Raw genomic sequence first — 24,957 nt, 5'->3', positions numbered from 1 at the left:
TCGCTGATTGAAAATGGTTACAGCCTTCAGAAAAAATGGGGGTATTACCCCGATCTCCAGAATTCATCGGGAAAATCCATTAATATTTTTGGCCCTCTCTTCCGACTGTCCGGTCCTGCAGGGTTCTCTTGGGTCGCTTTTTTCTTCCCGTGGGTTGTCTGCGTACAAATCAAAGAATGGTCATACTTCTATTTTGTTGGAATTCTTGCTCTGGCGACGACCGCATTCAATCTTGCATTTGACCTCAATAACAGTCCGATTGGGCTGTTGATAGGGTTCTCATACGCCAACATGTTTCCTTATCTTCGCTATATGGCAGCGAAGCAAAATGTTGAGGAGATTTCTGTGGGTGTTTCTATCGTTCTTGGCTTCGTGTTGTCGATTGTTGTCCTCATTCCAAGCGTCGTGCTTACTCTTTTTGCGGGGTAGTTGGCTTTGAGCTTTCTATGGATTGATGGCGATGGGGGTTGTATGGGAACTGAGTCGTGCGATGGCAACAAAAAAGGCCCCATGGCGGGGCCTTCTGTTCCTCAGTGGAGCCGGTCCTTTGGATCAGGCGTCGTAATACATGGTGAACTCGTGGGGGTGAGGGCGCTGGCGCAGTTGCTGCACTTCCTCGTACTTGAGGTCAATCCAGTTATCGATGAAGTCATCGGTGAACACGCCACCTTCGGTGAGGAAGGCGCGGTCTGCATCGAGGGCTTCCAGGGCGCCGTTCAGTGACACAGGAACGGTGTCGATCTTGCTGAGTTCTTCGGCTGCGAGCTCGAAGAGATCACGATCTTCCCCTTCGCCTGGGTCGATCTGGTTCTTGATGCCATCGAGTCCGGCCATCAGCATGGCGCTGAAGGCGAGGTAAGGATTGGCGAGGGCATCGCCGGAACGGAACTCCAGGCGCTTGGCCTTGGGGTTGGGTCCCGTCAGCGGAATCCGCACGGCGGCGGAACGGTTGCCTTCGGAATAGACCAGATTCACAGGGGCTTCAAAGCCCGGCACCAGACGCTTGTAGCTGTTGGTGGTGGGGTTGGTGAAAGCCAGGAAGGCCGGAGCATGCTTCAGGATGCCGCCGATGTACCAACGCGCCGTCTGGGACAGGTTGGCGTAGGTTCCTTCCCCGAAGAACAGAGGTTGGCCTGCGTTCCAGAGGCTCTGGTGAACGTGCATGCCGCTGCCGTTGTCATTGAAGACAGGCTTGGGCATGAAGGTGGCGGTTTTGCCGTACTTCTTGGCCACGTTGCGGACCACGTACTTGTACGTCATCACGTTGTCCGCGGCTGCGATCAGCTCGGCGAACTTCATGCCGAGTTCGTGCTGACCAGCTCCAGCCACTTCGTGGTGGTGCTTCTCAGTGGGGATTCCCAGCCGAGCCATGTCCAGAAGCATCTCGGTACGGATGTCCTGAGCGGTGTCGTTGGGGGCAACCGGGAAATAACCCTCTTTGGTCTGAATCTTGTAAGCGAGGTTGCCGCCTTCTTCGATGCGTCCGGTGTTCCAGCCCGCTTCAATCGTGTCGACGCTGTAGAAGGAGCCACCTTCTGCCGAGTTGTAGCGGACGTCGTCGAACAGGAAGAATTCCGGCTCCGGACCAAAGAATGCTTTGTCGGCTAAGCCTGTTGTGTTCAGGTAATCGAGAGCACGCTGGGCCAAGGCCCGGGGGCAGCGGTCGTAGGGCTGGCCGCTACGGGGCTCCTGGATCGAGCAGATCAGGCTGAGTGTTTTGTGCTTGTAATAAGGATCGATCCAGGCGGTGCTGGGGTCCGGCACCATCGCCATGTCGGAAGCATTGATCGACTTCCAGCCACGGATGGAGGAGCCGTCGAAGGCCAATCCTTCGGTGAAGGACTCCTCTTCCAGAAGATCAGGGCAGACCGTCAGGTGCTGCCATTTGCCGTGAAGGTCGGCAAATTTCAGGTCGATCATCTCGACCCCATCGTTCTTGACGAGGTTCAGGACATCCTGGGGAGTTGTAGCCATTTAGAGGCAGCGCGCCGCGGGTTGTGGTGTGGACCGTAAGAAGCCCTCGTGAGCCATTTTGTATCAGCGGGCACCAACCGCACCACTGTTTTTTGGTGTTTCCTGTCCAGCACAGCTTTTGTCCGCCTTCGAGCGCTGATTGCGTAACCGTTTCTGTCAACTTGGCGGGAACCCTGCCATGGAGAGAGTTCTCACTGGTTCAACGGTGTTAGTTTCCAGCAAGATTCTGTCTGGCCACGCATGCGCGACGCCATCACCGGTCTGATCGGTCGCTACGACCAGTTGGGTCGCTATTTCGATCGCAATGCCGTCGACAGCATTGAGGCCTACCTGAGCGAATCCGAGGTTCGGATCAAGGCGGTTGAGCTGATCAACCGAGAAGCCACGGAAATTGTTCGCGAGGCCAGTCAGCGTCTGTTCGCTGGCGACCCTGAGCTCTTGCTTCCCGGTGGTAACGCCTACACCACCCGTCGCCTGGCGGCTTGTCTGCGCGACATGGATTATTTCCTTCGGTACGCCAGTTATGCCCTGGTGGCCGGCGATAGCACCATCCTCAACGAGCGGGTCTTGAACGGCCTCGATGACACCTACAAGAGTCTTGGCGTCCCCACCGGCCCGACCGTTCGCAGCATTGTTTTGCTGGGTGAGGTGGTGATCGAGCGCCTGCAAGGCGACGACAGCATTCCGTCTGCTCTTCTTGCCGCTGTCCGCCAGCCCTTTGACCACCTCGCCGCTGGTCTCGGCGAGTCCAACATCAGCCAGCGCTGACGGCTAACCCCTTCATCGCATTGCAATCCGTCGTCAAATTCGCCAAGGGTGAAAGACGGGTACGTAGGCTCTTCACTCAGCTCTGATCGATCCAGCTTTGGCGACGACGAACTCTCTTCCTGCAGTGGACGCGCGTCATCGCAAGGAGTTTTCTGCCATTTCGACACCGGACAGGCTTTTGCTTGGTCCGGGACCCTCGAATGCTCACCCGACCGTTCTTCAGGCCCTGGCCAGAACTCCGATCGGGCACCTCGATCCGCTCTATGTGGAGTTGATGGGGGAAGTCCAGGAACTTCTCCGTTATGCCTGGCAGACCGATAACCGTCTGACCCTGCCGATGAGCGGCACCGGAAGTGCGGCCATGGAGGCCACGTTGGCCAACACGGTTGAGCCGGGTGACACCGTCCTGGTGGCCGTCAAGGGTTATTTCGGTCTGCGCCTGGTTGATATGGCCAGTCGATACCGGGCTGAGGTGAAAACCATCGAAAAGCCCTGGGGCGAGTGGTTTTCCCTGGATGAACTCGAAGCGGCGTTAATCGAGCACAAACCCACCATCCTGGCGATGGTGCACGCCGAGACATCCACCGGTGTCTGCCAGCCGATGGATGGGGTTGGTGATCTCTGCAGAAAGCACGACTGCCTGTTGCTGCTCGACACGGTGACCTCCCTCGGCGGTGTTCCCCTTTTCATTGACGAATGGAAAGTTGATCTGGCCTACAGCTGCAGCCAGAAGGGATTGAGCTGCCCTCCTGGCCTTGGACCCTTCACGATGGGCCCACGGGCTGAGGCCAAAATGACGGCCCGCCCCGGAAAGGTCCCCAATTGGTACCTCGATGTCTCGTTGCTGAACCAGTACTGGGGCAGTGACCGCGTCTACCACCACACGGCTCCGGTCAACATGAACTTCGGCATGCGCGAGGCCCTGCGTCTGCTGGCTGAAGAAGGCTTGGAAGGGTCTTGGGCCCGCCACCGCAGCAATGCTGAACGCCTCTGGACTGGCCTCGAGTCTCTTGGTCTGGAAATGCATGTGCCCGAGGGGCAGCGTCTCCCGACGCTCACCACCGTTCGTATTCCTGAAGGTGTTGATGGCAAGGCGTTCTCCCAGCACCTGCTCAATGCCCACGGCATCGAGGTCGGCGGTGGCCTTGGAACCCTGGCCGGCAAGATCTGGCGAATCGGCCTTATGGGTTACAACTCAACCCCTGAGAATGTCGATCGCCTGCTGAATCTGTTCGAAACCGAACTGCCCCGATTCAGCGGTTCCGTCGCCGTCGCTGCCTGAACCACGTCTCCAGCTGGACGCGAGCCTCCTCTTCCATCACGCCAGCGACCACGGTCATGCGGTGATGGGCGGAGGGATGGTCCGACAGGTCAATGGTTCCTCCCAGGCCTCCCCGTTTGGGGTCTCGAGCTGCAAAGACAACACGCCCCATGCGTGCCTGCACCAGTGCTGCCGCACACATCGTGCAGGGTTCCAGGGTGACGATCAAGGTGCACCCATTGAAGCGCCAGTCCCCCCGCAGCTTCGAGGCCTGTCGCAGCGCCACCAATTCCGCATGTCCCATGGGGTCACGATCCCGTTCCCGGGTGTTGCGGCCGTGACCGATGCAGCGCCCGGCTTCGTCAAGAATGACGGCTGAAACCGGCACTTCACCCTGCGCTCCCAGCAGCGCGGCCCTCTGAAGCAATCGCTTCATCCATCCCGACCATTGGCTGATGTCTTCAGTCAGCTTCAGCGCGTCCAACGCACCGTGATCATCTCGCTTTGAGCTCCTTCCCACGAGACGTCAGGATTGGTGCACTTGCATCAACACTGCTGCAGCCTGATTCGACCGCTGACCGTTTGCTGTCTGACCTGGTTCCCTTCGCGTCTCCCCATGCGGCCGATCCGGATCTGAAGGCGTTTTTGCATCGCACGGCGAACTTGCTCTGCGATTGGATCGGTGATGCCGCGTCCGGCCAACCGCTGCCGACGGTGTGGGCCCAGCCAGAGGCTGCACCTGGACCTGAGGCCACCGCAGTCGATGCCCTGCTGGCCGATCTGCAGTCCTTGATGGACGGGGCTTTCCAGCCGTCCCATCCAGGGTCTCTGGCCCATTTGGATCCCCCTCCGCTGACGGCATCGATTGCCGCTGATCTCATCGCCGCTGGGCTCAACAACAACCTTCTCGCCGAAGAGCTCTCCCCCTCGCTGACGCTGCTGGAGCAGCAGCTCGTGCGCTGGTTTTGTGATCAGCTCGATCTTCCGGCAGCGGCCGGTGGTGCCCTCACCAGCGGTGGCACCTTGAGCAATCTGATGGCCCTGGTGGTGGCCCGTGATCGTGCCCGTGGTCGCGACGGGGTTGTGCTGTGCAGTGAGGATGCCCATGTCTCCTTGACCAAGGCCATCCGCGTGATGGGCCTGGATGCGTCGGCCTTGATTCAGATTCCCGTGGATGCCAGCGGGGGGCTTTGCCCGCATCAAGCCGAACAGCAGCTTCAGCAGCTGCAGCAGCAGGGCCGCAGATGCCTTTGTCTGGTGGCGACGGCGGGCACGACGGTGCGTGGTGCAATCGATCCGATTCCCGCCCTCGTCTCCCTCTGTCGACGCTTCAACACCTGGCTGCATGTCGATGCCGCCATTGGCGGTGTCTTCGCCCTGTCGCCGCAGACCGCCCATCTGGTTCCCGGTCTGGGACAGGCGGATTCGATCACGATTAATCCGCAGAAACTGCTCGGTATCACCAAGGCGTCGTCGTTGCTGCTGGTGCGAGAGGCCAACCAACTGCACACCACGTTCTCAACCGGCCTTCCCTACATGGATGAGGCGTCAGCGGGTTACCACGGTGGCGAGGTCGGCTTGCAGGGCACGCGTCCAGCTGAAGTCCTCAAACTCTGGCTGGGCCTCCGCCAGCTGGGATTGTCGGGAATCACCACGACACTCACATCGGCGTTGGAGCGTGCGGCCCTGTTCAGACAACGCCTTGACCAGGACCGTGTCATCTGCCAACCGGGTGGGCTGCATCTTGTGGCCTTCCGCCCCTCCCCGGGGATCAGCAGTGATGTCTCCCATTGGACCCTGATCCTGCGTCAGACCTTGATGCGTGAGGGCTTCATGCTGTCCCGACCGCTCTATGCCGGTTGCCATCACCTCAAAGCCGTTCTGGGCAATCCCCACACCACTGAGGCTCACATCGATCAACTCGCAGCCTGCATCAACCGTTTTGAGCCATGACCAACAGCCCTGAGCGTCCACGTTGGGTTGCGATCATCACCGGTGCCATTTCCGTCCTGATCGCTGTTCTCTATCTCGTGTTGATCACAGTTCTGGATGCCCGTGGTCCGATGCTGCCCCCGCCTCCCGAGGCGTTGGGCGTGGAGGCAGCTGACGGGACCGATCCCGTCGCAACGGCTCCACAACCTGACGTACGGCCATCTCCAGAAATCGCCTGAGCGAGGCCTCCCGTCGATTCAATTCGAACTGTTCTTGCACGACGGCTTGGATGCCGCCATCCCCCCAGCTCTGATCCTGCTGGAAATAGCGGATGAAGCTGGCGCCAGCCACCCGGGTCAACCAACCAGCGGTGATTCCCTGCAGGGCTCGTCCTGCCAGAAGCGTCGGCAGACTCAAATGAAGTCCGGCGCTAATGACGGCCATGGCCCCTTTGATCGCCCCGAGGGTGGCCAGTGTTCGACCGACTGAAACCGCCAGTGTTTTGGCTTGATCCTTGCCGAGCTCGATGCCATGAATTGAGGCAATCTCCACCACCATCTGGGCGTTGACGGCAGCTGTTCCCAGCAGGTCCACTCCGGGGAGCGGTGTCGCGGCAACAACGCCTGCACCGATCCAGGTGTACCTGTCGACGCAGCGTTTGGCTTCGCGAATGCGTTGCTGGCTAAGCAACGCCCGTCCCCGATCATCGAGTTGTCGGCACTGCAACAGGATGTTGTCGGCGATCAATTCCTCTCCGTCAGCGTGGAGCACGGCCGCCAGACGCTGGACCAGTGACTGGAGATCCGGTCGCGGTTGCAGAGGTGTCCGACCGGGGCGCGGGATGGTTTGAGGAGAGGCGCTGCAGGGAATGACGTCGGCAGCAGCGATCTGACCCCCGCAGCGTTGTCGGAGGATCTCCAACAGCCTCTGGCGTTCATCCACCCCTCGCAGATCGCCTTTGTTGAGCACAAGGAGCATTCGCTTGCCCAGCTGAAGCAGGGTCTCCATCACGGCGGCCTCCGAGGCCCTGAGGTCTCCATCCACCACCACCACCATCAGATCGGCCCGAGCCGCCTGTCGCCGTGCCAGGTCTTCACGGGCGTGGCCGTCGTGATCGGCTTCCAGAATCCCGGGTGTATCCACCAGCTGAATCCCACGGTCCAATCCCTTGAGGCGCAGGCGATAGGTGTTGTTGGTGCGCGTTGACCCCATGGCGGCTCCAACGTCGCCGACCACCTCATTCAGCAGCGCGCGGATAAGCGATGTCTTGCCACTGGAGCCGGTGCCGAACACCACGATCACAAGGTCACCGCGCTTGAGTTCAGCCTCAAAGCGTTCCTTGTCCTGCTGCAGTTTGGAACGGCTGATGTCGTCATCCAGCCGTTCCAACAGGCGGTCGATGTTGGTCAGGCTCATGTGAGCCGCATCCCGTCGATCGCGTGGAGCCTCCAGAGATGCGCTGCTGTGCCGCCGTTTCAGCTCGCGTCGTTGCTGTAGGCGCTTCCAGGTGGGCCATCCCACCTGCACACCGACGGCGATCACCAGTCCGAGACCCAGCAGCAGGACCGGTGCCAGCAACCATCCGGGCAGGAAGTAGCTGAGATCCCACAACAGGGTGCGGATGGCCTGCAGCACTCCACCGAGCACGATCAGCACCACAAGGGATCCGCCCAAAAGGACCAGCAGTCGGGAGCGAGAGCCCATCAGCACGGATCAGCCATGGCTGGGGTGGCGTTGCTGACGCAACAAATCGATGGCGAAGCAGGCCACGGCCAGGTTGATCGCAATGTCAGCTGGATTGAAGACCGGAAAATTGATCGGGACCAGGGCCAAAAAATCCACCACATACCCCAGTCGCCATCGGTCCAGACCGTTGCCAAGGGTTCCGCCGAGCAGAAAGGCGACGGCCAATCCCTGCCAGAGCGGCTGCTGGGGTTGACGGCCGATCCAGCGGCTCAGACCAAGGCCCACCAGAAGGCTCAGCAGGCCGAGCCACGGTGTCGAGCCACTCAAGAGGCTGAAGGCCGCTCCGGTGTTGTGAACGAGGTGAAGGTCCAGCACCCCCGGGATCGCAGTCAATGTCCGTCCATCACTGAGCAGGTCAGCCATCACGGCCTTACTGATCTGGTCAATGATCACCACTCCTGCAGCTAGGGCGAACTGGCGTCCGCGCTGGATGGTTCGCGCTTGTGATCTGGTGCTCATGGCTCAACGATCAGGAGACGTCGCAGCACAACGGCCAGCACCGCAGCAGTGATGCAAAGCAGGAGCTGACCGGGAAGCGGACCCAGTGAATATTGGATCAAGAGTTCCGGCAGGGAGGCGTCCCATCGGTTGAGAACGGTGCCGACCAGAAGATTGAGAATGCCGCAGGCCTGCAGCACCACCAGGCCAGCGATGGCCGTTGCGCTCAGTTTGATCACATCACCCATCCCGTCCTGCTGCGACAACCGTCCGGTCAGCCAGGCCGCGGGGACGAAGCCGGCCAGGTAACCGAAGCCCGGGTCCAGGACGTAGGCGAAACCACCTCCGCCCTGAAACACCGGCAAATCACCCAGGCCGAGGGTCAGGTAGGCCACCGAAGCAATCACTCCTGCCCTTGGCCCACTGACCATGGCGCAGAGCAGGAGAGCAGGGACCTGCCAACTGGCCGGTAGGTCAATCACGCGCATGGGGGCCGGCACGAGCATGGCTGCTGGAATCAAGCTGCCGATCAGGATGGTCAGCAGCCCCACGAGTGCACCGCTCCAGATGGCTAGGGCCCGCAACGGTGTACAACAACTCGGCCCATCCTGCTCGAGAATGCAAGCCCTGCCTAGAGCACATGGCTTTTTCGATTGGCGACAAGGTGAGGCTCACCGAAGCACCGTCGTATTTGAAAACGGCGGACCCGATGCCGATGCTGCGTCCCCCCGACCTGATCAGCACGGGTGAACAGGGCGAGGTTGTGGCCCTGCATCCCGCGGACACCCTTGCCGTGCGCTTTCGCCGTGGGACGTTTCTACTGGCGGCGTCGGTGCTGGAGTCGCAAGATCAGCCACGGGACTAACCGTTCCAAGCGGCAGCCAGTTTGTTGAGGAGTGGTTGCGGCCCACAGAGACTCAGCTTCGGGGCCGTGAGCAGATCCTGTGCGATCCGACGCAGCTCGCCGGCATCGATCGCTTGAATCCGCTCGAGACAATCCTGGTCGTGGCTGTCCGGGAGTCCAAAGCGGCTCAATTGAGCTCTGCGTTCGGCCCGTTGGGAACAGGTCTGGCGGCTGTGGGCCAGTTGTCCAACAAATTTGGCGCGGGCTAGCTCAAGGTCGTTGTCGCTCAAAGGCTCCTCACGCAGGCCTGTCCAGATCTCGCGCAGCAAGGCAAGGGCGAGTGTCGCTTTGTCGGTGCCACTGGACGCGTGCAGCACAAATGGAGCCGCCCCAAGACGATTCGGGTGGTGAATGCCGACGTCGTAGGCGACGCCATGGTCTTCGCGCAGACGTCGGAACAGCAGGCTGGACATGCCGAAGCCGAGGTGGCACTGCAACAGGCGCAGGCCAAGGGCATCGGGGTGACTGTGGGGAAGGCTGGGCTGTCCGAGCATCATCACCACCTGTTCGGTCTCGATGGCATCGAGATGGATGGTTTGGTCCGGAACGTCTCGTGCAGCCGCGAATTGCCCCTGAGCCGCTTTTGAATCGAGAGTGTCGACGGGCCGGACGATGTCAGTGAGCTGTTGTTCCAATGCGGCAGGCCATTGCCCCGCAATCGCCAGCACACTCCTGCTCTGCTGAAGTTGCCTGTGAATCGGTTGCAGGACAGGTAAGTCCAGCGTCTTCAATTCATCGCTGAGGCCCAGGGCATCGTGGCCATATCCCCCGTCTCCATAGGCCAGATGTCTCCAGCTGTCGAAGGCCAGCTGAAACGGGTCTTCCTGTTGCCGCTGGAGGGTCTGGAGACTGAGGGATCGTTCCAGTTGAAGCTGATCATCACGGAGGTGAGGGTCGTTGACCATCCAATCCAGAATTGGAATCAGCTTTGGTGCATCGTCACTGCAGCACCGCAGGCTGATCAGCAAGCCGTCCTCATGGGCATCGCTGCGGAGTCCAGCTCCACAGCCTTCGACCAGATCAGCGATGGCGTTGTGGTCATAGGGACCACACCCCCTGGTGAGCAGGGACGCAAGCAACTGATGGGCGCCGCGGACGCCGATCTGATCGTGCCCACTGCCCTGGGGAATCAGCAGTTTGGCGCTCAGCACACCAGGGGTCTGAACCGACTCCAGCAGAAGTTGCGTGTTCAGCACGGATCGCCGACTCCGGGGTGTGCGATCAGGGTGAGGGCCTGCTCAGGTCGGAGTCGGTCGGCGGCGGCCTCTCTCAGGCGTTCGCAGCTCCAGGCGTCCATCAATCTCAGCGGATGCAACAGAGTCTGATGCCGGTTCCAAAGCGCCTGACTGGCGGCCAGCGCCGTGACCTGGCCCGTGGATTCCATCGCAAAGCGGAGACCATTGCCCACCAGCTGCATGGCGCGATGGCGTTCAGCCTCGTCGGGTGCTGTCGTGGCCAGGCGCTGCAGTTCACGGTGCACTTCCCTTTCGACAGCGTCGAGATCGTCGTCCTGGCAGCAGATCTCCAGTGTCACAAGACTCCCCCGTTCCAGACAGGTGAGATCCATTTCCACGCTTTCAGCGAGCTGGAGCGTTTCACGCAGCCGGGCCACGAGCCGGGAGCGTCGGCCCTCACTCAGCAGGGTTGTCAGCAGGTCGGCCCCCATCACCCAGTCCTGATCCGCCGCTGGAGGGACGGGCCACAGCATCATCAGTCGTGCGGCTTCGAGGCGGTCGACGGTGAGTTCATGGCGTCCGGGATGCACCCGCAGATCGACAGGGCTTGGCTCTGCGAGGAGCTGGGGTCGATCGGCGAGTCGGGATGACGCAATCGTGTCCCGTCCGATCGCTTGGTCTGGTCCAGCGATGGCTAGACAGAGGTTTGAGCCCCGATACAGGCGTTGGTGAAACCGTTGCATCTGTGCCGGCGTCATGGCCAGCAAGCTCTCCGGTGTTCCGAGGATCGGACGGCCGTAGTCGTGGCCAGGGCATCCCTGCGCCAGCAGTTGTTGGAGCACTTGCTCGTCAGGCTGATCGGCGTATTGGGCAATTTCTTCCAGCACCACCTCGCGTTCCGTCTGGAACGCCTCCTCATTCAGGGCTGGACATAGAACGAGTTCGAGCAGCAGCTCAAGAGCGCGTGGTGCCTGCGCCGAGGGGATCAGCACATGGAAATGGACATCGTCAAAGCCTGTGGCGGCATTGCTGCTTCCCCCCAGGGCTTCGATTTCGCGATCGAAGGCGCCAGGCGCCAGGCTGCTACTGCCTTTGAACACCATGTGCTCGAGAAAATGAGCCATCCCATGCTCATTCGCCTGTTCACCACTGCTGCCGGCCCGGCACCAGAGATCGATGCAGGTGAGCGAGGCATCGGGCATGGACGCCTCGATGCAGGACACGCCGTTCTTCAGCGTCCACAGGTCGAGAGCAGGGCTGTTGCGTGAAGAGGACAGAACTGCGTGGCAAAGTTCCATTCTGTGCCTGCCGAGCGTGAGTCCGTCTTCGATGCCAGACAGTGCTGTCACTCTTCACCCGCTGGTGATGAGGCTGGCGGATCGGATTCGCCTCCAGCGATCTGGCTTGCCGGCTCTGGCGGACCTGGCCCTCGATGAGGAGCTGGTTGCCATCAAGGGCACCCTCGACGGTGAGCAGTTGTTCATCGGCAATGAGCTGCACTGTTGCCAAGGCATGCGCAAATTGCACCTTGAGCTGGCTCGACTCGGTAACGGACTGCAGATCTTGCATTGCGTCTGGTTCCCCGACCCTCGCTTTGATCTCCCGATCTTTGGGGCCGACATCGTTGCGGGGCCGGCCGGCGTTTCAGCGGCCATCGTTGATTTGTCACCGGTCAAGCCCACCCTGCCGACCGTGTTGGAGGAGGCCCTCAAGGCCCTCGAGATTCCACCGTTCCGGCAGGTGCGTGAGCTGCCGGGATGGGGCACCATTTTTTCTCCTTACGTGCGCTTCATCCGACCGGATGGTGCTGAGGAGGAGGGTTGGTTCGTTGATTTGGTCGACACCTATCTCAGTGTTCTGTCGGACGCAGTCCGGAAAGCGACCCCCGATCCTGCTGACTCACTTCCTACGATCAAACGCTACGAAGGTCAGCTGAACTACTGCATCAAGCAGAAGCGCAACGACAAGACCCGTCGTGTTCTTGAAAAAGCCTTCAACCCGGCTTGGGCTGAGGCCTATATCGAGAACCTCCTCTTCGATAACCCCGCATCCCCTGTGTGAACCGCAGTCGTCTGGTCCTTGCCCTTAGCGGTTTCGCCGTTGTCCTCGCCCTTGGATCGGTTGCACTGTTTCGATCGTCAGAACCGGAACCGCAACCTGTGGAGTCGGAAGCGGTCCGTCGGATTGAACCCGTTGCTGCCCTCGGCCAGCTCGAGCCTGCCGGTGAAATTCTTGAGCTGGCGGCACCAACCGCTGGTCAGCCTGGAACCCCCCGGGTGTCCAAGCTGCTTGTCTCGGAAGGCGAGCGGGTCGCCACCGGACAGCTTCTGGCTCAGTTTGACAACCGCGACGCCCTTCTCGCTGACGTTGAACGGGTTCAGGTCCAGATCAAGACTCTGGACGCGCAGATCAAGCTTCAGGCGTTGGAGGTTCAGCGCTACAGCAAAGCCGCTGAATGGGGTGCAGCGGCCAGGGTTCTGGTGGAGGAGAAGCAAGATGAGCTGATTCGCATGCAAGGTCAACGGGACCAAGCTGCGGCGGACCTTCGCGGTCTGCTTGCCGATCTGTCCAACAGTCAGTTGCTCTCACCCATCGATGGCCTTGTGCTCGAAGTGCATGCCCGTGTGGGAGAGCGTCCGGGCTCGGATGGGGTGATGAGCGTTGGTGCCAGCCAGACCATGCAGGCCCTCGTGGAGGTCTACGAATCGGATGTGGCGCGGGTGCGCATGGGCCAGCCGGTTCTGTTGATGAGTGAAAACGGAGGATTTGATGGGGAACTGACGGGGCGTGTCCTCACGATTAGTCCCCAGGTCCAACAGCGTGGTGTGCTGTCGACAGACCCAACCGGGGATGTGGATGCCCGTGTGATTGAGGTGAGTGTGGCTTTAGACCCTGACTCAGAGCAGCGGGTGACCCGCCTCGCTGGGCTCAAGGTGATCGCTCGCTTTCAGGAGCCGTGATGAAACGCTTCTGGCAGAGGCGGCGCATCCCGCTTTCCTGGATGTTGCTGACCCGTCAGCCGGTGCGTCTGCTGGTGGCTCTCGCAGGCATCAGCTTTGCCGGAATCCTGATGTTCATGCAGCTGGGTTTCCGCGATGGCCTGTTTGATGCCAGCGTCACTGTCCATCGCATGTTCGATACCGATTTGGTGTTGATCAGTCCGCGATCGACCAGCTCCGTGCGGATGGCCGACTTTCCACGCCGGCGTTTGGTTCAGACCTTGGCTGATCCCGATGTGGCAGGGACCTCCCCGGTGCATTGGGGGTTGATGTTGTGGCGAAACCCGGAGACCCGTCAGAACCGCCCGATTCTGGCGTTGGGGTTTAACCCGGATGATCCCTTCCTTGAGGCTGGCGCCTTACCGCCGGAAGCAATGGCGTTGAAGCAGAAGGGGCGCATCCTGTTCGATCAGCTGTCTCGCGAGGAGTTTGGACCGATCGCCGATTGGTTTCGTGACGGCCGTGACGTTGAAACGGAGATCGCTGGCAACCGTGTTCGTGTGGCCGGCCTCGTGAGTCTGGGCACCAGTTTCGGGGCCGATGGAAATCTGGTCACCAGCACCGAAACCTTCCTGGACCTCCAACCAGGGAAGCCTCCCGGTGCCATTCAGGTTGGTCTGATTCGTCTGCGCCCTGGGGCAGATGCCGAGCAGGTCCGTGGACGTCTGGAACAACGGCTGCCCAGCGATGTGTCCGTGTTGACCAAGCAGGGATTCATCGACTTCGAGCAGAACTACTGGCGGACCGGCACTTCCATTGGCTTCATCTTCACCCTGGGGGCTGCCATGGGATTCGTGGTGGGTTGCGTGATCGTTTATCAGGTGCTGTACACCGATGTCAGCGAACACCTGCCCGAATACGCCACGTTGATGGCGATGGGATATCGCCTCAGTCACCTGCTCGGTGTTGTGATCAGGGAGGGCTTTTATCTGGCGGTGATGGGATACGTCCCCGCCTATGCGGCCGGGCAGGGGCTGTACTGGTTTGTCCGTGATGCCACGCGGTTGCCCGTGGGCATGAACGCCACCCGTGCCATGACGGTGTTCGTGATGATCCTGGTGATGTGCATGCTGTCGTCGGTGTTGGCGATGCGCCGCCTCGTCGATGCCGATCCCGCGGAGATCTTCTGATGCAGGGAATGGCGGTTGAGATCAAGGGCCTCTCCCATAGCTTTGGGCGTGGTGCGATGCAGAGGGAGGTGCTGAAAGGCATTGATCTGTCGATTGCGCCGGGTGAGGTCGTTTTGCTCACGGGGCCCTCGGGCTGCGGTAAAACCACCCTGCTCACCCTGATCGGGGCCCTACGCACGGTGCAGGTGGGATCTGTTCAGGTGCTGGGTCAGTGTCTGGACGGTGCTGGACGGCGTCAGCGTCAGCAGCTCAGACGTCGCATCGGCATGATTTTTCAGGGGCATAACCTGCTGCGCTGCCTCACCGCTGAACAGAACGTTCAGATGGGATCGGATCTGTGTTCCGGTCTGAGTTATCGGGCTCGACGGGATCAGGCCCGCGAATGGTTGCGTTCCGTTGGTCTTGCTGATCACATGGGCAGCCTTCCCCATGATCTTTCCGGGGGCCAGAAGCAGCGGGTGGCCATCGCCCGTGCCCTGGCGGCCCACCCCGACCTGTTGCTGGCGGATGAGCCCACCGCCGCCCTCGACAGCGTCACCGGCCGTGAAATTGTTGAGCTGCTGCGACGTTTAGCCCGCGAGCAATCCTGTGCGGTGTTGATGGTGACCCACGATCCCCGCATTGTTGATATCGCGGATCGGTTGCTTCAAATGGAAGATGGATCGTTGCTTCAAGCTGTTGAGTAGGATGTGTTGACCTGAACCACTTTTGAACCGCGAATGGCCAAGCGCAGGAATCTGAAGAAAGAAAAGCAGGAGCGCAATCGCGCCTACGCCCGCAAGTTCAAGAAGCGCAAGATGCGGAACGATGGCCGCGGCGAAGGTGCCGGTAATGGTGTGACTGGAACTGCCAATAACGGCGGTGCAGCTGACTGATCCAGTCACCATTCATCGTTGAATGACAGGGGAGCGCAGCTCCCCTTTTTTTGTGGTCTGTAGGGTTCAAGACCCCATTCGGGAGCATTTCGCGATGTTTGTCAGCGTTGTCATTCCGACTTACAACCGCCTCCCGATCCTTGAGAAGTGTCTGCGTGCGCTTGAGGCCCAGCACCCCGATCCAGCCCTGGACGGCTTCGAGGTGGTTCTGGTGGATGACGGATCCACGGACGGAACCGTCGCTTGGATTCAGCAACGGGCGGCACACTTCCCCCATGTGCGGCTGATCCAGCAGGAGCACGGTGGGCCTGCAGAGGGCCGCAACCGTGGGGTCCACCATGCCCGCGGCGATGTCATCGTTTTCATCGACAGCGATTTGGTGGTGACCGAGTCCTTTCTGGCCTGCCATGCCAAAGCGTTGTTGCGGTCGTGGCAACAGCGTGGCGACCGTCTTTGCTTCACCTACGGCGCCGTGGTGAATACGGCCAACTTTGAGCAGCCGTCCCAGGAGCGGCACAAACTGCGTGACCTGTCATGGGCGTATTTCGCCACAGGGAATGTGGCGATCGACCGAGAGGTGCTCGAAGCATCAGGTCTGTTCGACACTGGGTTTCGGCTCTATGGCTGGGAAGACCTTGAGCTCGGTGAACGGTTGCGCCGCATGGGGGTCGGGCTGGTGCGCTGTCCAGAGGCCGTCGGCTATCACTGGCACCCGGCCCTCCGACTGGAACAGATTCCTGATCTGGTTCGCGTTGAACGGGAGCGGGCGAAAATGGGTTTGGTCTTCTACCGCAAGCACCCCACCCGCCGGGTGCGCTACATCATTCAATTCACCTGGTTGCATGTGCTGCTGTGGGAGCTGCTCACCCTCGGTGGTCTGGTCAATGAGCGCTCCCTGCGTCCCCTGCTGGGTTGGTTGATTCGCCGTGGTCAACCGGGGCTGGCGATGGAGCTGCTTCGTCTTCCTTTGAACAGAATTAGTGTTCGTTCCATGGTCCGCGAAGCCCGGAGTCAGGGGATGCGGCCTTCGTTTTGATAACTTCTTAGGGTTCTTTCAAACCGCACACCTGCCCGTTTCGGGTGTTCGTGAAGCCAACCGGGTCCTCTGACCTGGAGTTTTACGGCCCTGGCAGGTGGAGGCGAACCCGAAACCTCACAACATGGCTGTCGTCACTCTCGCCGAAATGATGGAGGCGGGTGCTCACTTTGGGCACCAAACCCGTCGTTGGAATCCCAAGATGTCGCGCTACATCTATTGCGCGCGCAACGGCGTTCACATCATTGACCTTGTGCAGACCGCCGTCTGCATGAACAACGCCTACAAGTGGACCCGTTCTGCCGCTCGCAGCGGCAAGCGCTTTCTGTTTGTTGGCACCAAGAAGCAAGCCTCTGAAGTCGTGGCGCTTGAAGCCGCGCGCTGCGGTGCTTCTTACGTGAACCAGCGTTGGTTGGGCGGAATGCTGACCAACTGGACCACCATGAAGGCCCGGATCGATCGCCTCAAGGACCTTGAGCGCATGGAGTCCAGCGGTGCCATCGCCATGCGCCCCAAGAAGGAAGGTGCAGTTCTCCGCCGCGAGCTGGAGCGTCTTCAGAAGTACCTGGGTGGCCTCAAGAACATGCGTCGCCTTCCCGACGTGGTTGTTTTGGTTGACCAGCGTCGTGAATCCAACGCTGTGCTGGAAGCCCGCAAGTTGGATATCCCCCTGGTGTCGATGCTCGACACCAATTGCGACCCCGATCTCTGTGAGGTGCCGATTCCTTGCAACGACGATGCTGTGCGTTCTGTTCAGCTCGTCCTGGGGCGTCTGGCTGATGCCATCAACGAAGGTCGCCATGGCAACAACGAACAGCGCGGCGGCGATGACGCCGAAGGCTGAGTTGTTGCGATAGCAACTTGATTGATGCCGTCGTTCTGCTCAAGCAGATCGGCGGCTGTCTCTGTCCAAAACCGTTTATTTACCCCCACTTCCGATCCGATGGCTGCCGTATCCGCCAAGCTTGTCAAAGACCTGCGCGACAAGACCGGCGCGGGAATGATGGACTGCAAGAAAGCTCTTGCCGCCACCGATGGCGACACCAACAAGGCTGTTGAGTGGCTGCGTCAAAAGGGCATTGCCAGTGCTGAGAAGAAGTCTGGTCGCACCGCTGCTGAAGGCTCCATCGGCAGCTACATCCACACCGGCGCCCGGGTTGGCGTTCTGGTTGAAGTGAACTGCGAGACCGATTTCGTGGCCCGGGGTGACATGTTCCAGTCGCTTCTTCGCGACGTCTCCATGCAGGTGGCTGCATGCCCCAACGTCGAATACGTCAGCACCGACGAGATCCCCGACGAGATCCGTGAGCGGGAGAAGGCCATCGAAATGGGCCGTGACGACCTCGAGGGCAAACCCGAGCAAATGAAGGAAAAGATCGTTGAGGGCCGTATTGGCAAGCGCCTCAAGGAACTGGCCTTGATGGAGCAGCCTTTCATTAAGGACAGCTCGATCACCGTCGCTGATCTGGTCAAGCAGACCGCCGGCAAGATCGGTGAGAACGTCAAGGTGCGCCGCTTCACCCGCTACACCCTGGGTGAGGGCATCGAAGTCGAAGAAAACGATTTCGCTGCTGAAGTGGCATCCATGCAGAACGCCGGCTGATCCGCGTGAGCACGACGGACAATCGGTCCGGTTACGACCCGGAATCGCAGTTGACCCAGCTCAAACAGCTGTGTCGACAGCGGTCCCGGGTTCTTTATCGCGACCAAGCGCTTTACCTGCAGATTCTGCGCGATGAATTGCAGGAGCGGGCTTTGCAGGCTCTGTTCGCTTTGGTGACCAAAGTCGAGCCATCGCGTTTTTCGGCGTTGTCTCCTGAGGCCCGCCAACAGTTTCAGGCGTCGGTTGTCAACTTGACCCAGCGCTGTTCTGTTGTTTTGACGGTCGAACAGTTGATGGTGCTGGCGCAGCAAATTCGGGAGGAAGCTGTCCGGCAGGACGACCGCTCGCGCCGGGAGATGGTCAAAGTTCTCGGCAAACAATTGCAGCAGACCACCCCATCCGCTCCCGAACCGCAGCGGGATCCCAAGGGGTCGGTTCACCTCAGTTTGGATTCACCGCTTCAGCAACCCGAGCTGTTTGGCCTCCAGCCCTCCGCTCCCGACCAGCGTTCGGAGCCGGAGCCAGAGATCCAATCCATGCCCGAGTCCGATGAGGAGCCGCTCGACGAGCGTGTCGATGATCTGGACGTGCTCCAGTCTTTGTTTGAACTGGCGGGTGAAGCGCTGCAATCTCAGGCCGACGATGACGGCGGGGATGGAGCGATGACCTCTCCTCCCACTGAAGGCAATCAGGTGGAGTTTCTTCCTGCCATGCCAGACACCCTGTTGAGTTGGATGCAGTCCATGGATCTTGCTCTCGCCCGTCGTCTTCGCAACCTCTCGCACGCCATCAACGTGGAGATGTTGCGGTCAGGACTTGCCAATGCCCTGTTGCCCATCACTTTGCTGGAGGCGGTGCTTCGAGGACAAGTGGAGACTCAATCCAGCGCCAGCAATGTCTTGCGTCTGCGGTTGCCGATGCCGATCGGTGAATTTGAACAGGGAATGGACGTGCTCTGTTTGTTGTTGCGCAGCAGTGAATTCGAGTTCGACAGCCCTCGGTTGCGCCGAGTTCGTCATCGCTTGCACGACCACCAGCGCGCACTGCTCAAAATGGTGCAGCAGCAACGCCACTGGCAACGTCGTGTCCTTGATCGCGAAGCGCTAAACCATTGGCAGAGCCCCTCCGATCCGATCCCGCCAGGGGGTTAAACCGAGAGCAGCTCGAGAAGCTGCTCGCCTGGTTGCGCCCGTTGCAGAAGGCCCTCAATCTCGAGGCGGATCAAGGCTTCCCGGATGTACAAGGGCGTCAGCAACGCTTCCATCAGTTTTTGCAGGCCGAGCTGAATCGTCCCCCTGATCTGCCATTGCCGCCCGGGGTGGCCGATCGTCTGTCGCGGCTGCGTCAGGGCTACGACAGCTACACCACGGCCGAGTTGTCCACGCGTCGGCGGCTGGTGACCGACACCCGTCAGTGGCTCCATGAACTCCGCTTGCGCCTCGAGCCCTCAGCACCGATGGCTCCACCGCGGCTCAGGCACCGCGATGGCTCAACGTCTGGGTCCTCATCTCGCGCTCAGGTCCAGCGTCCCCTGACCCTTGAGAGCACCTTGGTGGAGCTCACCGGTGTCGGGCCGAAGTTGGCAGCGCGTCTGGCCACGCTTGGGCTTTTGCTGGTTCGTGACCTGCTGCGGTATTACCCGCGTGATCACGTGGATTACGCCCGGATGCGGCGAATTGAGGCCTTGGTCGTGGGTGAAACCGCAACATTGGTGGCAACGGTGCGGCGCTGCAATGGGTTTGTCAGCCCCAAAAATCCCAATCTCGCCATCCTGGAACTGCAGCTGCAGGACCCCACCGGACGCCTCAAGGTGACCCGTTTTCTGGCCGGTAAACGCTTCAGCTCCACGGCCTATCTCAAAGGTCAGCAACGTTTGTATCCCGTTGGCGCCCAGGTGGCGGTCAGTGGTCTGGTGAAGGACGGTCCCTATGGGCTGTCGTTTCAGGACCCGTTGATTGAGGTGCTCGACAGTGCCGACGGCACCATCAAATCCGATCAAATCGGTCGCTTGTTGCCCGTGTACCCACTGACGGAGGGCCTTGCGGCGGATCGGTTCCGTCAACTGTTCACCCAGGTGTTGCCGTTGACCCGTCTCTGGCCTGAACCGCTTTCCCCTGCGGAACAGGACCGCTTCGGCGTGATTCCTGTGGCTGATGCCCTGACCGCCCTGCATGCTCCCAAGGCCCGTGAGGATCTGGAGCAGGGCCGCAAGCGCCTGGTGTTTGACGAATTTCTGCTGCTTCAGTTGGGCCTGTTGCGCCGGCGCGGTGAGCTGCGGTCACGGTCGGCACCCGATCTGCTCATCGATCGGCAGGTGGATGGTTTGGTCGAGCGTTTTTTGGCCTTGCTTCCCTTTCGATTCACCGCTGCCCAATCGCGGGTTTTCGCAGAGATTGAGAGCGATTTGGCCCAGCCGGAACCCATGGCCCGCCTGGTGCAGGGTGATGTTGGCTCGGGCAAGACCGTCGTCGCGATCGCTGGATTGCTGACGACCATCGAAGCCGGTTGGCAGGGAGCGCTGATGGCGCCCACGGAAGTTCTGGCGGAGCAGCATTACCGCAATCTCTGCAGCTGGCTTCCACAACTTCATGTCAGCGTTGAACTTTTGACTGGCTCCACGCCGAAATCGAAGCGGCGGCGGCTGCTTGAGGATTTGGCCAACGGTTCCCTGCAGGTGTTAGTCGGGACCCATGCTCTGCTTGAGGATCCCGTTGTGTTTTCTCAGCTGGGTCTGGTGGTTGTGGATGAGCAGCACCGTTTCGGTGTCCATCAGCGCGACCGACTCCTGAATAAAGGTTTGCAGCCCCATCTGCTGACGATGACGGCAACACCGATTCCGAGAACGCTTGCCCTCTCACTCCATGGTGATTTAGACGTCAGCCAGATTGATGAGCTGCCGCCGGGCCGAACACCGATTCGGACGGTGATGATGACTGCTGCCCAGCGCGAACAGGCCTATGCCTTGATTCGTGAGGAGGTGGCCAAGGGACAACGGGCCTACGTCGTTCTTCCGCTGGTGGAGGAGTCAGAGAAACTTGAGTTGCGCTCAGCCGTGGACGTGCATGCTGAATTGTCCACTGAGATTTTCCCTGATCTCTCGGTTGGCCTGCTGCATGGCCGTCTTTCGAGCGCTGAGAAACAGGAGGTGTTGACGGCCTTCTCCCAGGGTGCTGTCCAGGTTCTGGTGTCCACGACCGTGGTTGAGGTGGGAGTGGATGTGCCCGCTGCGAGTGTGATGGTGATCGACCATGCCGATCGCTTCGGTCTGGCGCAACTTCACCAGTTACGTGGGCGAGTCGGTCGGGGGGCAGCGGCGTCCCACTGTCTGCTGATCAACGGCAGTTCCAATCCCCTGTCGCGTCAGCGTCTTGATGTGATGGTCCGTTCGACGGATGGATTTGAGATCGCTGAGATGGACCTCCGTTTTCGTGGTCCCGGACAGGTTCTGGGCACGCGTCAGTCGGGTCTTCCGGATCTTGCTTTGGCCAGCCTTGCCGATGATGGTGCTGTTCTGGAGGAGGCGCGCACCGCTGCCCAACAGCTCCTGCAGTCGGACCCTGTGCTGAATGATCATCCGGTTCTCCGTGGGCTTCTCGATGAACAACAACGTCGCTTGTCCGGTGGTACTCCGTTGAACTAAATCAGGTTGTCTGGGGTTGGATCTATTTGAGAGCCACCACGTTTCTGCCTCAGACCGAAAACGATCTGGGACCTAGGCACAGCGCGGATTCTGTTTTGCGTTGTTGGGGTTGATGCCTATGCTTCTCAGGGTGTTTTTGCGGGCAAGAGATGGGTCGAGTGCCCAATACAGTCAACATTCGCAAGCTGGAAGGGCGTCTTGATGATGTCTGCACAAAGGTGTTCAATGGATCGATTTCAGTGTTTATTCTCTGGATTATCTACTCCATTGAGGTGGAAGATTTCTCCCTCTGGGTTCTTGGTTTGCTGCCCCTGATCGTGATCAGCTTTTGGGTTCGAGTGCACAAGCTCGCCATCGCTCAATTTGTCTACAGAAAAGAGCTTCAGGCGGAGGCTCGGCGGTTGATGGATCAAGGCAATATCCAGCCTGGAGATCGGCTTAAGGCCCAATGGATTGCGGACTATAGAAAGACGTATGAGACGTAGGACACGAAACATGAATCGTTGTGTGTTGGCTTGATGGGATCGAGTGATAGTTGATCAAGCCTAGATATTGATTGCTGGTTCTGAGGATGTGGCCAGGTTTTCTGCCGCGATCTATCCTGGAAAATGGGTTGTTTCAGTGTGGATTGGATGTGGAGGCTTTTGAATCGAAGGTGGCAAGTCAGTTTGTCTACTGTTGCTGTACTTCTTGATCTCACTGTTTTCGCGGGAATCAGTCGGCAGCTTGAGGGTCCATTTTGTTTGACGATTCTTCTTGTCTGTATTTTCATGGCCTGGTTCTGGTTCAACCATCTTCAAAAGTGGGTTGATGGTGTGAGGAATAGGGCCCCTGCAGCCACTCGAAAATTGAAAATTTTGTTTGATGATTGGTTAAAAAGTGGTTAGAGATTGAAGGCTTTTGCAAATTGAATTTTGCAGGCTATTCATGATTAATCACTTGATTTCACCCCGCACTTCGTTGGCTTGATGCGTCCCTGGTCTTCCATTCCCATCGTTGAGAACCACGAGCTGTTGGTGGCCTTGCCGGCCGTGCTTCTCCGGCTCGAGCCTCATCCCTACGCCAGTCTCGGAGCGCCCTACGGCCCGGATCATGATCCGTTTCGTCTGCGCTCTGGTGTGGTTGATCGTCTGGTACAGGCCCAGAGGCGTCTCGCCGAACAGGATCCGACGCTGCGGTTTGCGATCTTTGATGCCTGGCGACCGATCGCCGTTCAGGCCTTCATGGTTGAGCACACGATTGCGACGCTGTGCGCAGAGCAGGGCATTAGCCGTGATGACCCATCACAGCAATCCGCTGTTCAAGCTGTGATCCAGGACGTTGCTCGCTTCTGGGCAGCCCCCAGCAGGGATGCTTCGACACCTCCACCCCACAGCACCGGTGCTGCCGTTGATTTAACCCTCGCCTCGCTGGATGGCGATCGACCCCTCGACATGGGGGGAGCCATTGATGCCATCGGTGCGATCTCAGAACCGGATTACTACGCCTCGGCGTCAACGGCTTCTGAGCGTTTGTTTCATCAACGTCGGCTGCTGTTGTTGAAGGTGATGGAATCGGTGGGCTTTCAACAGCACCCCAACGAGTGGTGGCATTTCAGCCATGGTGACCAACTTTGGGCCTGGCGGAGCGGTTCCCCCAGTGCGATTTATGCCGAGGCGCCAATCAAGTCGGTGACGGCCTGATCGCCGATCTTGCTGATGTGGTCGCCAAAACTGCGGCGACCACCGGCCTCTTTCCAGCTGAGAAGAAGGGGCTCCAGGGTTGTTTCGAGATCGGCCAACGCCATTTTCTCCAAATAGGGCTTGCCAAGGCGCTGAAGATTTGGGGTGCCACCTAACCACAGCTGATATTGATTCACCCCATTGCCGACCAGGCCGAGTTCGGCCATGTAGGGACGCGCGCAGCCGTTGGGGCAACCGGTCATGCGTACCAGGAGTGATTTTTCGATCTCGAGCCTTCGAAGTTGTGCATCGAGTCGATCCAGTACATCCGGAAGAATCCGTTCTGATTCCGTAATGGCCAAGCCGCAGGTGGGGAGAGCGGGGCAGGCGATGGCATGCCGTGCCAGGGGGGCAGGGGTGTCGGCCACGTCAAATCCGAGGGATGCCAGTTCACTGCGAATCGCTGCCCTCTGGGCCGTTCCGATGTTGCACAGCAGCAGGTCTTGGTTGGCCGTCAGGCGAATCTCCAGTTGATAGGTCTCCACGATTCGCCGCAGACCCTGCTTGAGTTCGCCCTGCAAGCGACCGCAGAGCAGAGGCAAGCCGACGAACCAGAGTCCTGCCCGTTGACGGTGCCAGCCCAGATAGTCGAGCAGCTTGGCCTTGGGTTCATTGCGCAGCCCCTTGAGGTCTCCCTTGAAGTAGGTCGTGGTCAGGGTGGTGCGGAACCACTGGATCCCCTTGTCGTGCAGGAGGTATTTCATCCGGGCATGCTTACGGACCTCCCGATCCCCATGGTCCCGTTGCAACGCCAGGATTCCCTGCACGACGTCGAGCACATCAGCGGCGTCCACGTAACCCAGGGGATCAGCGGTGCGCGCGAACGTCTCCTCTTTGTTGTGGGTCCGCCCCATACCACCGCCCACGTAGACATTGCAGCCACGCAGTTCGCCGGAGGGATCCGTGAACGCCACCAGGCCGATGTCCTGCGTCAGGAGGTCGACTGAGTTGTCCCCCGGCACGGTGACAGCCACCTTGAACTTTCTGGGCAGGTAGGTGTCGCCATACAGCGGTTCATCGCGACTCCCAGAGAACAGACCAGGGTCCGATTGACGTTGACGTGCTTTGCGCACCGCGGTGGTCGGCTTGAAGCGATAACTGAGATCACCATCCACCCATAGATCCAGGTAGGACCCTTCCGCGGCTTCCGGGGACAGCAGATCGGCGATCTCATCGGCCAGGCGTCTTGCCACCGGGTAGCCGCCTTTTTCAAAGGGAGCCGGCGGGGCCATCACGTTGCGGTTGATGTCACCACAGGCGGCAAGGGTGGAACCCAGGTTGCGAACGATGGTGCCGATCACCTCCTTGAGATCTGCCTTGGCGATGCCGTGCATCTGAAAGGCCTGGCGGGTCGTTGCCCGCAGAGAGCCATCGCCGAGACGGTTGGAGAGGTCATCCAGGGCGAGGAACAGCTGTGCGGGAATGCGACCACCCGGACTGCGCAGCCTCAGCATCATCTGCCAGCTGCGGATTTTGTCGGTTTTGCGCAGTTCCCGATGGTGCTGCTGGTAGCTGCCGTGAAACTTCAGCAGCTGAACGGCATCCTCACTGAAGCGAACCTCGTCGTTGGCAAGCTCCGTTCGCAACGGCTCGCGCAGATGGACACTGTCGAGCTTGCGTTGCTCCGCTTTTGGAAGCCCGCTGTTTCCGCTGTCGGTCACTGGCACCGCGCTTCCGCTCACCCGTCATTGCAGTCAATGAGTTGAACGTAGCGAAACGGCTTCCAATACAGTCGCCATCGGCTTGATCAGTGGC

The 24,957-nt window shown here is 59.9% G+C and carries 25 protein-coding genes; 17 read left to right on the top strand and 8 right to left on the bottom strand.

The window, feature by feature from the left end; translation table 11 throughout:
* The coding region (locus ACGVKB_RS11385) for a hypothetical protein (RefSeq protein WP_392351846.1) at window positions 1-429 on the top strand (429 nt) is incomplete at its 5' end.
* A gap of 123 nt (window positions 430-552) precedes the next feature.
* On the opposite strand, the gene glnA is transcribed toward ACGVKB_RS11385, so the two are convergent.
* Window positions 553-1,974: a type I glutamate--ammonia ligase gene (glnA, locus tag ACGVKB_RS11380; RefSeq protein WP_392351845.1), complete on the bottom strand. Its 1,422-nt coding sequence runs from the start codon at window positions 1,972-1,974 to the stop codon at window positions 553-555.
* Window positions 1,975-2,214: 240 nt separating this feature from the next.
* Here glnA and ACGVKB_RS11375 point away from each other — a divergent pair, with 240 nt between their 5' ends.
* Together ACGVKB_RS11375 and ACGVKB_RS11370 are read left to right on the top strand one after the other, a co-directional pair.
* Window positions 2,215-2,742: an allophycocyanin subunit beta gene (locus ACGVKB_RS11375; protein ID WP_392351844.1), complete on the top strand. Its 528-nt coding sequence runs from the start codon at window positions 2,215-2,217 to the stop codon at window positions 2,740-2,742.
* A 97-nt stretch (window positions 2,743-2,839) separates the two neighbouring features.
* A complete protein-coding gene (locus ACGVKB_RS11370; protein WP_392351843.1) occupies window positions 2,840-4,024 on the top strand; it encodes a pyridoxal-phosphate-dependent aminotransferase family protein in 1,185 nt (394 codons plus the stop codon).
* Here ACGVKB_RS11370 and ACGVKB_RS11365 read toward each other — a convergent pair.
* Window positions 3,996-4,439, bottom strand: coding sequence for a nucleoside deaminase (locus tag ACGVKB_RS11365; protein ID WP_392351850.1), 444 nt, complete (start codon window positions 4,437-4,439; stop codon window positions 3,996-3,998). The genes ACGVKB_RS11370 and ACGVKB_RS11365 overlap by 29 nt on opposite strands.
* Window positions 4,440-4,585: 146 nt before the next feature.
* Here ACGVKB_RS11365 and ACGVKB_RS11360 point away from each other — a divergent pair, with 146 nt between their 5' ends.
* Entirely contained in the window at window positions 4,586-5,956 is a 1,371-nt protein-coding gene (locus tag ACGVKB_RS11360; protein ID WP_392351842.1) for a pyridoxal phosphate-dependent decarboxylase family protein, read from the top strand.
* A gap of 84 nt (window positions 5,957-6,040) precedes the next feature.
* Here the strand turns inward: ACGVKB_RS11360 and ACGVKB_RS11355 are convergent, their stop codons facing one another.
* From ACGVKB_RS11355 to ACGVKB_RS11345, 3 genes are read right to left on the bottom strand one after another with little or no spacing between them, the layout of a single operon-like run.
* Window positions 6,041-7,639 (bottom strand): YcjF family protein, encoded by a 1,599-nt coding sequence (locus tag ACGVKB_RS11355; RefSeq protein ID WP_392351841.1) that lies wholly within the window; start codon window positions 7,637-7,639, stop codon window positions 6,041-6,043.
* Window positions 7,640-7,648: 9 nt separating this feature from the next.
* A complete protein-coding gene (lspA, locus tag ACGVKB_RS11350) occupies window positions 7,649-8,140 on the bottom strand; it encodes a signal peptidase II (protein ID WP_392351840.1) in 492 nt (163 codons plus the stop codon).
* Window positions 8,137-8,703 carry a biotin transporter BioY gene (locus ACGVKB_RS11345; RefSeq protein WP_392351839.1) on the bottom strand — a complete coding sequence of 189 codons (567 nt, stop codon included), beginning with the start codon at window positions 8,701-8,703 and terminating at the stop codon, window positions 8,137-8,139. The genes lspA and ACGVKB_RS11345 overlap by 4 nt, the downstream gene beginning before the upstream one ends.
* Window positions 8,704-8,759: 56 nt before the next feature.
* On the opposite strand from ACGVKB_RS11345, the gene ACGVKB_RS11340 reads away from it, so the two are divergent.
* Window positions 8,760-8,984, top strand: a complete 225-nt coding sequence (locus tag ACGVKB_RS11340; RefSeq protein WP_392351838.1) for a DUF3148 domain-containing protein — start codon at window positions 8,760-8,762, stop codon at window positions 8,982-8,984.
* On the opposite strand, the gene ACGVKB_RS11335 is transcribed toward ACGVKB_RS11340, so the two are convergent.
* Complete coding sequence (locus tag ACGVKB_RS11335) at window positions 8,981-10,219, bottom strand: M16 family metallopeptidase (protein WP_392351837.1); 1,239 nt, start codon at window positions 10,217-10,219, stop codon at window positions 8,981-8,983. The genes ACGVKB_RS11340 and ACGVKB_RS11335 overlap by 4 nt on opposite strands.
* Window positions 10,213-11,400 (bottom strand): M16 family metallopeptidase, encoded by a 1,188-nt coding sequence (locus ACGVKB_RS11330; RefSeq protein ID WP_392351836.1) that lies wholly within the window; start codon window positions 11,398-11,400, stop codon window positions 10,213-10,215. Before ACGVKB_RS11330 ends, ACGVKB_RS11335 begins: the two co-directional genes overlap by 7 nt.
* A gap of 10 nt (window positions 11,401-11,410) precedes the next feature.
* Between ACGVKB_RS11330 and ACGVKB_RS11325 the strand changes: the two genes are divergently transcribed.
* From ACGVKB_RS11325 to ACGVKB_RS11270, 12 genes are all read left to right on the top strand, one after another.
* On the top strand, window positions 11,411-12,259 hold the full coding sequence (locus ACGVKB_RS11325) for a phycocyanobilin:ferredoxin oxidoreductase (RefSeq protein WP_392351849.1): 849 nt from the start codon (window positions 11,411-11,413) through the stop codon (window positions 12,257-12,259).
* Window positions 12,256-13,158, top strand: a complete 903-nt coding sequence (locus ACGVKB_RS11320) for an HlyD family efflux transporter periplasmic adaptor subunit (RefSeq protein ID WP_392351835.1) — start codon at window positions 12,256-12,258, stop codon at window positions 13,156-13,158. The genes ACGVKB_RS11325 and ACGVKB_RS11320 overlap by 4 nt, the downstream gene beginning before the upstream one ends.
* Window positions 13,158-14,327 carry an ABC transporter permease DevC gene (gene devC / locus ACGVKB_RS11315; protein WP_392351834.1) on the top strand — a complete coding sequence of 390 codons (1,170 nt, stop codon included), beginning with the start codon at window positions 13,158-13,160 and terminating at the stop codon, window positions 14,325-14,327. The genes ACGVKB_RS11320 and devC overlap by 1 nt, the downstream gene beginning before the upstream one ends.
* The gene (locus tag ACGVKB_RS11310) at window positions 14,327-15,013 is read left to right on the top strand and encodes an ATP-binding cassette domain-containing protein (RefSeq protein ID WP_392351833.1); all 687 of its coding nucleotides are present in this window, start codon (window positions 14,327-14,329) and stop codon (window positions 15,011-15,013) included. Before devC ends, ACGVKB_RS11310 begins: the two co-directional genes overlap by 1 nt.
* Before the next feature lie 33 nt (window positions 15,014-15,046).
* On the top strand, window positions 15,047-15,202 hold the full coding sequence (locus tag ACGVKB_RS11305; RefSeq protein WP_006850288.1) for a hypothetical protein: 156 nt from the start codon (window positions 15,047-15,049) through the stop codon (window positions 15,200-15,202).
* Between the two features lie 94 nt (window positions 15,203-15,296).
* Window positions 15,297-16,238: a glycosyltransferase family 2 protein gene (locus ACGVKB_RS11300; RefSeq protein ID WP_392351832.1), complete on the top strand. Its 942-nt coding sequence runs from the start codon at window positions 15,297-15,299 to the stop codon at window positions 16,236-16,238.
* A gap of 124 nt (window positions 16,239-16,362) precedes the next feature.
* The gene (gene rpsB, locus ACGVKB_RS11295) at window positions 16,363-17,082 is read left to right on the top strand and encodes a 30S ribosomal protein S2 (RefSeq protein WP_392351831.1); all 720 of its coding nucleotides are present in this window, start codon (window positions 16,363-16,365) and stop codon (window positions 17,080-17,082) included.
* A 99-nt stretch (window positions 17,083-17,181) separates the two neighbouring features.
* A complete protein-coding gene (gene tsf, locus ACGVKB_RS11290) occupies window positions 17,182-17,841 on the top strand; it encodes a translation elongation factor Ts (protein WP_392351830.1) in 660 nt (219 codons plus the stop codon).
* 5 nt (window positions 17,842-17,846) lie between these two features.
* Window positions 17,847-18,992 carry a hypothetical protein gene (locus tag ACGVKB_RS11285; protein ID WP_392351829.1) on the top strand — a complete coding sequence of 382 codons (1,146 nt, stop codon included), beginning with the start codon at window positions 17,847-17,849 and terminating at the stop codon, window positions 18,990-18,992.
* Window positions 18,953-21,481, top strand: coding sequence for an ATP-dependent DNA helicase RecG (gene recG, locus ACGVKB_RS11280; RefSeq protein WP_392351828.1), 2,529 nt, complete (start codon window positions 18,953-18,955; stop codon window positions 21,479-21,481). Before ACGVKB_RS11285 ends, recG begins: the two co-directional genes overlap by 40 nt.
* Window positions 21,482-21,630: 149 nt before the next feature.
* A complete protein-coding gene (locus tag ACGVKB_RS11275; RefSeq protein WP_392351827.1) occupies window positions 21,631-21,966 on the top strand; it encodes a hypothetical protein in 336 nt (111 codons plus the stop codon).
* A 483-nt stretch (window positions 21,967-22,449) separates the two neighbouring features.
* Window positions 22,450-23,163: a M15 family metallopeptidase gene (locus ACGVKB_RS11270; RefSeq protein WP_392351826.1), complete on the top strand. Its 714-nt coding sequence runs from the start codon at window positions 22,450-22,452 to the stop codon at window positions 23,161-23,163.
* On the opposite strand, the gene ACGVKB_RS11265 is transcribed toward ACGVKB_RS11270, so the two are convergent.
* Window positions 23,127-24,884 carry an NADPH-dependent assimilatory sulfite reductase hemoprotein subunit gene (locus ACGVKB_RS11265; protein ID WP_392351825.1) on the bottom strand — a complete coding sequence of 586 codons (1,758 nt, stop codon included), beginning with the start codon at window positions 24,882-24,884 and terminating at the stop codon, window positions 23,127-23,129. The two genes, ACGVKB_RS11270 and ACGVKB_RS11265, sit on opposite strands and share 37 nt — an antisense overlap.
* Window positions 24,885-24,957: the final 73 nt, after the last annotated feature.

The sequence above is a fragment of the Parasynechococcus sp. genome, assembly GCF_042954325.1.
GTDB lineage: Bacteria > Cyanobacteriota > Cyanobacteriia > PCC-6307 > Cyanobiaceae > Parasynechococcus.
Note: the sequence above shows the minus strand (reverse complement) of the source record. Positions and strands in the feature narration are given on the sequence as shown.